Source organism: Cryobacterium sp. MP_3.1 (genome assembly GCF_035984795.1).
GTDB lineage: Bacteria > Actinomycetota > Actinomycetes > Actinomycetales > Microbacteriaceae > Cryobacterium > Cryobacterium zongtaii.
In genome coordinates, this window is sequence record NZ_JAXCHV010000055.1 from 1 (window position 1) to 9,002 (window position 9,002).

Consider the following 9,002-nt stretch of genomic DNA (forward strand, 5'->3'; position numbering starts at 1 on the left):
AAATCAACAAACGACGACCGCGTACCTGCAGGAAACGTCTTCGGCATCAGCAACTCCTTCGAATCAGGATGTTGCAACGACCGTATGACTTTGCCCCCTCCCCGTGACCGATCAGAGAGAACACCCTATGCCGGCTTCCGCCTCCCGCTTCGTCGACCTCAGCCACGAGATCAGCGCGGGGTTGGTGACCTACCCCGGGTTGCCGGCGCCGGTGGTCACGCCGCACCTGACTCGGGCGGACTCGCGCAGCCGGTACGCGGAGGGCACCGAGTTCGCCATGGACACCATCACGATGATCGGCAACACCGGAACATACCTTGATAGCCCGTTCTACCGGTACGAGGGCGGGGTCGACCTGGCCGGATTGCCGCTCGAGGCTCTCGCCGACCTGCCCGCACACGTGTTCCGCCATGAGCAGGCGTCGGAGCGGGGGATCCCGGCGGCTGTCTTCGACGGCCTGGATCTGGGTGGAACCGCCGTTCTGCTGCACACGGGGTGGGACCGCCACTTTGCCACGGCGGCCTACGCGAGCAGTGCGCCGTTCCTCACCGGCGGCGGCGCCGAAGCACTCGTGGCCGCGGGTGTGGCCCTGGTGGGAATCGATTCCTTGAACATCGACGACACCGAGTCCGGCGGTGAGCGGCCGGCGCACTCGCTGATGCTGGCGGCGGGGATCCCCGTGGTGGAGCACCTCACCGGGCTCGGCGGGCTCCCCGACCGGGGAGCCCGCTTCACCGCCGTGCCGCCGCGGGTGCGGGACTTCGGCACCTTCCCGGTGCGGGCGTTCGCCCGGCTGCCCTGACCGAGCAACTGTTCCCCGTGCGGACAAGTGCGCCCGGTGCGCCGGGAACAGTTGTCCGCACGGGGAACAGTTAGCCGCTATCGGACGCTGTGCACCACCCGGGTGAGCCCGGCCGGCACCAGGACAGTGCCGTCGACCGCGGCCTGGGTGAGCAACTCGGTTCCGGTGGCCGGCCAGGACTGGTCGGCATCCGTGTGGTTGATCAGGAACAGGAACTCGTCGGTGTCGGTGGACCGGATGATGGTCTCGACGCCGTCGATGCCGCGGGCCGCGTCGATGCCGGCGGTGTTGAGAATGTCCAGCAGCAGGGAGTCCAGGTCGGTTCCGGTGAGTTTGGTCGAGATGTACCAGGCCGATCCCGCACCGAACGCGTTGCGGGTGAGGGCCGGTCCGCCGGCGGCGGGTCCGTCCACGTACCGGGCCAGCACCTCAGCGGTGGAGACCTCGATGTCGTCGGTCCAGGCGGTTCCGGTGCGGGAGTCGCTGAGGGTGACGGTCTCGTTTTCGTGCAGGGGCAGGAACTCCGGGATGGTCAGGCCGAGCACCTCCCGAAGCGCGCCGGGCGCTGCTCCCGGGTAGACGGTGTCGTTCTCGTCGACGATGCCGGAGAAGTAGGAGACGACCAGGTGGCCGCCGTCCCTTACGTAGCCGGTGAGGTTCTCCGAGGCCGCCGGACCGGCGAGGTAGAGGCTGGGCGCGATGACGAGGTCGTAGCCGGTGAGGTCGTCGCGCGGATGCGCGAAGTCCACCGACACGTTGCGGTTCCACAGCGCCGTGTAAAAGGCCTCGAGGCGTTCGCGGTGGCCCAGTTCGGTGCTCGGGCGCCATTCGAAGTCCTGTGCCCAGAACGACTCGGTGTCCCAGAGCAGCGCGACGCGAGCCTGCACGCGGGAGCCGCGCACGGCCTCGAGGGACCCGAGGGTTTCGCCCAGGGCGACGACCTCGCGCCAGACGCGGGTCTCGGCTCCGGCGTGCGGCAGCATCGCCGAGTGGAACTTCTCGACGCCGAACCTGGAGGCCCGGAACTGGAAGAACAGGATGCCGTCGGCGCCGCGGGCCAGGTGGGAGAGTGAGTTGCGGGCCATCTCCCCGGCACGCTTGGCGATATTGCGGGGCTGCCAGTTGACGGCGCCGGTGGAGTGCTCCATCAGGATCCACGGGGCGCCGCCGGCCAGCGACCGGGACAGGTCGGCATCCATTGCCAGCAACACGTGGTTGTCGGCGCGTTCGGCCACCAGGTAGTGGTCGTTGGCGACGATGTCCACCTCCCTGGCCCACTTCCAGTAGTCGGGGGAGAGGCAATTGGTGGCCATGAAGTTGGTGGTCACGGGGATATCCGGGGTGAACCGGCGGATGACATCGCGCTCGTTGATGTAGCACTCGAGCAACGCGTCGGAGGTGAACCGGTGGAAGTCCAGGCGCTGCGCCTGGTTGCTCACCGACGCCGACTGGCGGGGCGCGTCGATCTCGTCCCACTCGCCGTACACCTGTCCCCAGAAGGTGGTGCCCCACTTCTCATTGAGCGTGTCGAGGGTGCCGTAACGCTTCTGCAGCCAGACCCTGAAGGCGGCGACGGAGTGGTCGTCGTAGGAGTCACTGATCGGCGCACCGTACTCGTTGTGCACGTGCCAGAGCACGAGGGCGGGGTGGTTCGCATACCGGCGGGCGAGCTGCTCGGTGATGGCCGCGGCGGCCCGGCGGTAGTCGGGGCTCGACGGGCTGACCATACCGCGGGATCCGTTGCCCAGGGTGATGCCGTCCCGGGTGACCGGCCGGGAGTCCGGGTATTTCTTCCAGAACCAGGCCGGCGGGGCCGCGGTGGGCGTGGCGAGGTCGATGTCGATGCCGGCCTCGTGCAGCAGACCGAAGATGTCGTCGAGCTTGCTGAAGTCGTATTCGCCCTCGCGTGGCTCCAGGATGCCCCAGGCGAAGATCGCGATGCTGACCAGGTTGATCCCGGCCTGCTTCATCAGCTTGATGTCTTCCAGCCAGGTCTCGCGGGGCCACTGCTCAGGGTTGTAGTCGCCACCGTAACGAAGCCCGGTCGTGCCCTTCAGCCACCGGTCTGTCTCGGGCGCTCTGGCGGGGAATGGGGTGTGGATCGACATTGGTCTAAGGCTCCTTCAACTGTGTGCGCTCCCAGTTCTAGCACAGCCGATTGGCATAATCTAGATCAGGACCGCATGTTGACACGGCTAGAAATGTGTGAATTACTAGTACCGCTCCCAGTCAAGCCCGAGTTTTCTCGATACGACAGCGGGGCGCCACCACACAGCACCCAGCTTTCATCAAGGAGGACGAATGCGCACGTCAATTCGGGTAGGGGCAGTGGCCATGGCCACGGCCGCCGCACTGCTCATGTCAGGTTGTTCGGCAAACACGGGCGGGGGTGACGACGGCCCGGTCGAACTGAACTACTGGGCCTGGGCCCCGAACCTCGAAGAGGTCGTCGACATCTGGAACGCGGAGAACCCCGACATCCAGGTCACCGTGCAGAAGCAGGACGGCGGCGACCCCGCTATCACCAAACTGCTCACGGCCATCAAGGCCGGCAGCGGTGCACCCGACCTGATCCAGGCCGAGTACCAGAAGATCCCCACCCTGGTCTCCTCCGACGCTCTCGCCGACCTGTCCGAATACGGCGCCGGCGACGTCCAGGATGCCTTCGCCGACGGCGTCTGGGACTCCGTCACCCTCGGATCCGACGCGATTTACGCGATCCCCCAGGACAGCGGACCGATGATGTTCTTCTACCGGGCCGACATCCTCGAGCAGCTCGGCCTGGCCGTGCCCACCACCTGGGACGAATACGCCGACGTCGCCCGCGCCGTGCACGCTGCTGACCCGGCCAAGTACCTGGGCACCTTCTCGTCCAACGACGCCGGCTGGTTCACGGGCATGGCCCAGCAGGCCGGCGCCTCCTGGTGGGGCATCGACGGTGAGGCGTGGAGCGTCGACATCGCCGAAACCCCCACCGAGACGGTTGCCGGTTACTGGGGCGGCCTCGTCGAAGAGGGCGTCATCGACAACAAGCCGATGTACACGCCCGAGTGGAACGCCGGCCTGAACAACGGCGAACAGGTGGGCTGGCTGAGCGCCGTCTGGGCGCCCGGCGTGCTCGGCGGCAACGCTGCAGACACCGCCGGCCTCTGGAAGGCCGCGCCGATGCCGCAGTGGGATGTCGACGCGCCCGCGACGGGCAACTGGGGCGGATCGTCCACGGCCGTCACCACGCAGTCCGACCACCCGGAGGAGGCCGCCAAGTTCGCCACCTGGCTGAACACCGACGCCGAAGCCGTCCAGGCCCTGGTCACCACGGCCGGGATCTACCCCGCCGACGCCGAACAGGCCAAGGCCGCGCTGACCTCCCCGCCGGAATTCTTCAGCAACCAGCCGGACTTCTACGAGGTCGCCGCCGAGGTGGCCGACACCGTGAGCCCGTTCACCTACGGACCGAACGTGAACGTGGCCTACAGCGCCTACAACGACGAGTTCGCGAAGGCGGCCGACGCCAAAACCCAGAGCGCCTTCCTCGATGCCGTCGCTGCCATGCAGAAGATCACCACCGACGACATGAAGAAGAGCGGCTTCACGGTCGAATAGACGCGGTCGAATAGACGCGGTCGGGTACCGGCGCGTCTCGTCCCGGAGAGTCCGCCGGCCCACCGGCCGGCGGACTCCCTCCATCATCCAGCACCACCCAGATCGCGTCGATTGAGGACAACTCGTGACAGTGACAGAGGCCCCCGTGGCCACCCGGAGCAGCACCCCGACGGTTCGCCGGGGACGCGGCACCTTTCGTTCGAGGGTGCTCGTGCCCTACGCCATGCTGGCGCCCGGCATCATCCTGTTCGTGGCCTTCATGGCTGCACCCATCGTCTACACGCTCTTCCTGAGCTTCCAGAAGACCAAGGTGTCCGGCCTCGGTCTCGGCTCCGGCGCCCGCAGCACGGTCTTCGCCGGCATCGACAACTACGTCACGACCCTCACGAACACCGAATTCGGCGCCAGCGTCGGACGAGTGCTGGTCTACGGCTTCATCTTGATCCCACTGATGCTGGGTCTCGCGCTGCTCTTCGCCCTGCTGCTGGACTCCAGCCGCACCCGCGCCGCCGGCTTCTCCCGCACCGCCATCTTCCTGCCGTACGCCGTACCGGCCGTGATCAGCTCCCTGCTCTGGGGTTTCCTCTACCTCCCCGCCGTGAGCCTGTTCTACTTCGTCTTCGACAAGCTCGGCTGGGACGTGCCCTCGCTGCTCTCCTCCGGCGGGGTCACCTTCGCGATCGCCAACATCGCCCTCTGGGGCGGCGTGGGATTCAACATGATCGTGATGTACACCTCCCTCAAGTCGGTACCGTCCGACATCTACGAAGCCGCCAAACTGGACGGCGCCAGCGAGATCCAGATCGCGCTGCGCATCAAGGTCCCCATCATCGCCCCGGCGATCGTGATGACCGCGCTGTTCTCGATGGTCGCCACCCTGCAGGTGTTCGCCGAGCCCACCACGCTCCGCCCGCTCACCAACTCGCTGTCCACCAGCTGGTCGCCGCTGATGCTGGTCTACCGGGATGCGTTCACCCGCGACGACATCTACTCCGCCGCCGCCACCTCGATCGTCATCGCCCTGGTGACCTTCGCCTTCTCATTCCTGTTCCTGCGCGTCGTGCAGAAACGCGCCTTCGGCCAGGAGGACTGACCCATGACAACCACACTCACGCCCACCCGGCCCGACCGCGCCCAGCGTAAGGCCGAGCGGGCCTCCGCCCGCACCTTCCGGCAGAAGGCCAGCCCGGTGTCCACCGGCATCCTCATCATCGGTGCGATCTACTGCCTGTTCCCGGTCTTCTGGGTCCTGATGGCGTCGAGCAAGGACAGCTCCGAACTGTTCTCCACGTTCACGTTGATGCCGAGCACCCACCTGTGGGACAACATCGTGCAGCTCAGCCAGTACCGCGACGGCCTGTTCTGGCGCTGGGTGCTCAACACCGCGATCTACGCGGGCGTCGGCGCCCTGGCCTCCACCTGGATCTCGGCGATCTCCGGCTACGTGCTGGCCAAGTTCGAATTCCCCGGCAAGAAGGTCGTCTTCTCGATCCTGCTGATGGGCGTGCTGGTTCCCGGCGTCATCCTGGCCATCCCGCAGTACTTCCTGCTGGCCGAGGTGGGCCTGACCAACACCATGTGGTCGGTGCTGCTGCCCCAGATCATCAGCCCGTACGGCATCTACCTGGCCCGCATCTACGCCGCCGCCTCCGTGCCCACCGAGGTCATCGAGGCCTCCCGCACCGAGGGCGCCGGCGAGCTGTACATCTTCAACCGCATCGCCCTGCCGATGATGGGCCCGGGCCTGGTGACGATCTTCCTGTTCCAGTTCGTGGCGGTCTGGAACAACTTCATGCTGCCCTACATCATGCTCGGCGACGACAAACTGTTCCCGGTGACCGTCGGCTTGAGCGGCCTGCTCAACCAGGGCGCATCCGCACCGTCGATGTATACCCTCGTGATCACCGGCGCGCTGCTGTCGATCATCCCCCTGATCATCCTGTTCCTCGTTCTGCAGCGCTACTGGAAGGTCGACCTCGCCGCCGGTGCGGTCAAGGCCTGACGGTCGCTAGGCTTCACTCGTGACCCCGCCACCCGCCAAGCGCCGGCCGACCATCGATGATGTGGCCGCCGCTGCCGGCGTGTCCAGGGGCACGGTGTCCAGGGTGCTCAACGGCGGCCACTGGGTGAGCCCGGATTCACTGGCCTCGGTCAACAGCGCGATCAAGAAGACCGGTTACCGGGTCAACCCGCACGCCCGCAGCCTCGCCACCAGCCGGGCGAATTCGGTGGCGTTCCTGCTCACCGAATCACACGACCGCCTCTTCGAGGACCCGAACTTCGCGGTGCTCATGCGCGGGGCGTCGAAGGCGCTGTCCGAACACGACATCTCGCTCGTCCTGATCATGGCCGGCAACGAGGACGAACAGCGCCGGGCGACCGAGTTCATCACCGCCGGTCACGTCGACGGGGTGCTGCTGGTGTCATCGCACAGCGGCCGGCGCGGCCTGATCTCCGAGATCATCGCCGCGAACGTACCGGCCATCGCCTGCGGGGTACCGCTGGGCTTTGAACGGAAGATGGGTTACGTCGCCGCGGACGACTACGAGGGGGCCAGGGAAATGGTCCGCTACCTGCACGGACTCGGCCGTTCCCGCATCGCGACCATCGCCGGACCGGAAGATACCTCTGGAGGCATGCGTCGGTACGAGGGATATGCCGACGAGCTCGGGGGGGCCTTCGACCCGACTTTCGTGGCCCGCGGCGACTACAGCCGGGCCAGCGGGGCCCTGGCGATGACCGAGCTACTGGAGAGCCAGCCCGACCTCGACGCCGTCTTCGCGGCGAATGACATGATGGCTGCCGGCGCCATCGACGTGTTGCTGGCGTCCGGCCGCCGGGTGCCCGACGACGTCGCCGTCGGCGGCTTCGACGACGCCCCGGTGGCGACGATGACCACTCCGGGTCTGACCACGATGCACCAGCCGTTCGAGAGGATCAGCGAGGAAATGGTGCGTTTGCTGCTGCGTGTCATCGATGGTGAACGGCCCGCCGCCATCGTGCTGCCCACCGATCTGGTGGTGCGCGAGAGCGCCTGAGTCGAGTGCGCTGCGGCGACAGCGTGCCCTTGTGACTGTCACATGGCTCCATTGCTGGGGCATGTGACCGTCACATAGTGCACTTTGTCAAGGCGCGTCGCGTGCATAATTGGGGTGCGTCCACAACTGTGACCGTGCACATTCGAACGAGGCCTCCTCCCGTGCCAGCTGATCTGCCCAAGAGTCGCGCACCCAGCATCCGGGATGTCGCGCGCCTTGCCGGCGTGTCGCACCAGACGGTCTCCAGGGTGCTCAACAACCACCCGAGCATCCGTGATTCGACCAAGGCCCGCGTGCAGCAGGTCATGGAGGACCTGCAGTACCGCCCCAACCGGGCGGCCCGTGCCCTGTCCCGCGGTACGTCACGCACCATCGGGGTGCTCGCGGCGTCGAGTTCGCAATACGGACCGGCCAGCAGCATCGCGGCCATCCAGGATGCCGCCCGCGAAGCCGGCTACTACGTCAACACCGCCAATCTCACCTCCGTCGACCCCGACACCATCGAGGCCGCCCTTGACCACCTGATGCTGCAGTCCGTGGAGGGAATCGTCGTCATCGCCCCGCAGATGCGGGTCTTCGACGTCCTCGAACAGCTCTCCATCGCTGTGCCCTATGTGACCTTGCAGTCCACCGGGAAGCTGAATGAACACGGCCTGTCTTTTGACCAGATCTCCGGTGCCCGGGCCGCGACCCGGCACCTCATCGACCTCGGTCATCGCAATATCTACCATCTGGCCGGTCCGCAGGACTGGATCGAGGCTGAGGCCCGCATGCGCGGCTTCCTCGACGAGATGGGGGCGATGGATGTGCCGACCACCGCGCCCATCCTGGGCGACTGGACCGCCGACTTCGGCTACTACGCCGGCCGCGAGCTATTGCGGGTGCGCGATTTCACCGCCATCTTCTCGTCGAACGACCAGATGGCGCTCGGACTGATGCACGCCATCCGGGATGCCGGACTGAGCATCCCCGGCGACGTCAGCGTGGTCGGCTTCGATGATATTCCGGAAGCGGCACATTTCTGGCCGCCGCTCACGACGGTGCGGCAAGACTTCCCGGAACTCGGTCGACGCTGCATGGCACTGCTGCTCGACGACATCAGCGCCGTCTCCCCGGAGCACCGCGGCGCCATCATCCCCGAGCTCGTCGTGCGGGGGTCCACGGGCCCGCCGGCGTTCTGACCGGCACCATCTGGCGCCCGGTCGGGCCCCTGATCACGGCTGTTACCCAAAGGTGACAATCCGGACTTGACAGATGTTTCCCAGATGCGACTAACATGAGGTCAGCAATGTGACCGTTCACATTTGAAGTTTCACCCGTAGCACCTCAGACAAGGGAGTCGATTCTGTGAGCACGTCCACCGCGCAGCGCGCCGCACAGGCCGCAGCTGCAGACGAGTCTTACGCCTCCGGAATCGGCAACCCTACGCATGCTGCGGTGTCGGCATGAGCACCTTCGGCCCGCAGATCGAGGTTGCGATCGCGCGTGTGCGGGCGGATATCGCTCGGCTGCACGGTGAGCTGACGGCTAATGGTCTGGTGGTGTGGACCGGCGGTAAC

At 66.5% G+C, this 9,002-nt stretch carries 7 protein-coding genes; 6 read left to right on the forward strand and 1 reads right to left on the reverse strand.

Annotated features, from left to right (window positions below; genetic code table 11):
* Positions 1-127 precede the first annotated feature (127 nt).
* The gene (locus RCH12_RS18210) at positions 128-802 is read left to right on the forward strand and encodes a cyclase family protein (RefSeq protein WP_327017841.1); all 675 of its coding nucleotides are present in this window, start codon (positions 128-130) and stop codon (positions 800-802) included.
* A 77-nt stretch (positions 803-879) separates the two neighbouring features.
* Here RCH12_RS18210 and RCH12_RS18215 read toward each other — a convergent pair whose 3' ends face one another.
* The gene (locus RCH12_RS18215) at positions 880-2,910 is read right to left on the reverse strand and encodes a beta-galactosidase (RefSeq protein ID WP_327017842.1); all 2,031 of its coding nucleotides are present in this window, start codon (positions 2,908-2,910) and stop codon (positions 880-882) included.
* Positions 2,911-3,103: 193 nt separating this feature from the next.
* Here RCH12_RS18215 and RCH12_RS18220 point away from each other — a divergent pair, with 193 nt between their 5' ends.
* From RCH12_RS18220 to RCH12_RS18240, 5 genes are all read left to right on the forward strand, one after another.
* Positions 3,104-4,405 (forward strand): ABC transporter substrate-binding protein, encoded by a 1,302-nt coding sequence (locus tag RCH12_RS18220; RefSeq protein WP_327017843.1) that lies wholly within the window; start codon positions 3,104-3,106, stop codon positions 4,403-4,405.
* A gap of 223 nt (positions 4,406-4,628) precedes the next feature.
* On the forward strand, positions 4,629-5,498 hold the full coding sequence (locus tag RCH12_RS18225; protein WP_327017845.1) for a carbohydrate ABC transporter permease: 870 nt from the start codon (positions 4,629-4,631) through the stop codon (positions 5,496-5,498).
* 3 nt (positions 5,499-5,501) lie between these two features.
* The gene (locus RCH12_RS18230) at positions 5,502-6,407 is read left to right on the forward strand and encodes a carbohydrate ABC transporter permease (RefSeq protein WP_088455055.1); all 906 of its coding nucleotides are present in this window, start codon (positions 5,502-5,504) and stop codon (positions 6,405-6,407) included.
* Between the two features lie 19 nt (positions 6,408-6,426).
* Entirely contained in the window at positions 6,427-7,443 is a 1,017-nt protein-coding gene (locus RCH12_RS18235) for a LacI family DNA-binding transcriptional regulator (protein ID WP_327017844.1), read from the forward strand.
* A 128-nt stretch (positions 7,444-7,571) separates the two neighbouring features.
* Entirely contained in the window at positions 7,572-8,624 is a 1,053-nt protein-coding gene (locus RCH12_RS18240) for a LacI family DNA-binding transcriptional regulator (protein WP_442784594.1), read from the forward strand.
* Positions 8,625-9,002 lie beyond the last annotated feature (378 nt).